This window comes from Salinivibrio sp. PR6 (assembly GCF_001995955.1).
Lineage (GTDB): Bacteria > Pseudomonadota > Gammaproteobacteria > Enterobacterales > Vibrionaceae > Salinivibrio > Salinivibrio siamensis.
Genome location: NZ_MUFA01000049.1, coordinates 1 through 1,297, shown reverse-complemented (window position 1 = coordinate 1,297; position 1,297 = coordinate 1). Strand labels below are relative to the sequence as shown.

The following is a 1,297-nucleotide window of genomic DNA, read 5'->3' as shown; positions in this document are numbered from 1 at the left end:
GATCAGAATGCCACGGTGAATACGTTCCCGGGCCTTGTACACACCGCCCGTCACACCATGGGAGTGGGCTGCACCAGAAGTAGATAGCTTAACCTTCGGGAGGGCGTTTACCACGGTGTGGTTCATGACTGGGGTGAAGTCGTAACAAGGTAGCCCTAGGGGAACCTGGGGCTGGATCACCTCCTTACTGACGCTATTGTTGCGAGTGTTCACACAGATTGTATAGGTTGAAGTATTAAAGAGGATATGTTCCCAAACATATCAGCGTGTCCCATTCGTCTAGAGGCCTAGGACACCGCCCTTTCACGGCGGTAACAGGGGTTCGACTCCCCTATGGGACGCCATTGGGTTGTTAGCTCAGTTGGTAGAGCAGTTGACTTTTAATCAATTGGTCACAGGTTCGAATCCTGTACAACCCACCANAGGTTGAAGTATTAAAGAGGATATGTTCCCAAACATATCAGCGTGTCCCATTCGTCTAGAGGCCTAGGACACCGCCCTTTCACGGCGGTAACAGGGGTTCGACTCCCCTATGGGACGCCATTGGGTTGTTAGCTCAGTTGGTAGAGCAGTTGACTTTTAATCAATTGGTCACAGGTTCGAATCCTGTACAACCCACCATTTCTCAGGCGCGGGGCTATAGCTCAGCTGGGAGAGCGCTTGCATGGCATGCAAGAGGTCGGCGGTTCGATCCCGCCTAGCTCCACCAAGTCTGGAAGATGGGCGATTAGCTCAGTTGGGAGAGCACCTCCCTTACAAGGAGGGGGTCACTGGTTCGAGCCCGGTATCGCCCACCACGCTTTAAAGGTTTTTGCTTAAGAATCTTTAGAACGTGGTTTATTTAGCAATAAACGACATGCTCTTTAACAATCTGGAAAGCTGACAAGTCATTCTTAAAGAATGACAGTAAAGTTCTCAATCAGTGACATGTAATGTCACTCACACAATCAAGTGTGCTTGGGCTTTGTCTTAGTAATAAGCAAAGTCTCTATTTTGAGTCCGGCAAAAACAAAACCTTAGTTGTTTAAACCGTTTGTTTTCACTTTTTAAAAGTGAAAGTAAATAAGCAAGACCTYTTGGGGTTGTATGGTTAAGTGATTAAGCGTAGACGGTGGATGCCTTGGCAGTCAGAGGCGATGAAGGACGTACTAACCTGCGAAAAGCGATGGTGAGCTGGTAAGAAGCATTTGAGCCATCGATGTCCGAATGGGGAAACCYACCTGCATAAGCAGGTATCTTAGYGTGAATACATAGCGCTAAGAGGCGAACTCGGGGAACTGAAACATCTAAGTACCCG

General features: G+C 48.3%; 6 tRNA genes and 2 rRNA genes. All 8 read left to right on the top strand.

Annotation, left to right across the window (positions count from 1 at the left end):
• Nucleotides 1-187: ribosomal RNA gene (locus BZG72_RS16080) — 16S ribosomal RNA — on the top strand; the annotation flags it as partial.
• Between the two features lie 81 nt (nucleotides 188-268).
• Nucleotides 269-344: transfer RNA gene (locus BZG72_RS16075), tRNA-Glu, on the top strand.
• A 2-nt stretch (nucleotides 345-346) separates the two neighbouring features.
• Nucleotides 347-422, top strand: a tRNA-Lys gene (locus tag BZG72_RS16070).
• 45 nt (nucleotides 423-467) lie between these two features.
• Nucleotides 468-543 (top strand) — tRNA-Glu (locus BZG72_RS16065).
• 2 nt (nucleotides 544-545) lie between these two features.
• Nucleotides 546-621: transfer RNA gene (locus BZG72_RS16060), tRNA-Lys, on the top strand.
• Between the two features lie 12 nt (nucleotides 622-633).
• Nucleotides 634-709, top strand: a tRNA-Ala gene (locus tag BZG72_RS16055).
• Between the two features lie 12 nt (nucleotides 710-721).
• Nucleotides 722-797: transfer RNA gene (locus tag BZG72_RS16050), tRNA-Val, on the top strand.
• A gap of 291 nt (nucleotides 798-1,088) precedes the next feature.
• Nucleotides 1,089-1,297 (top strand): 23S ribosomal RNA (locus BZG72_RS16045); the annotation flags it as partial.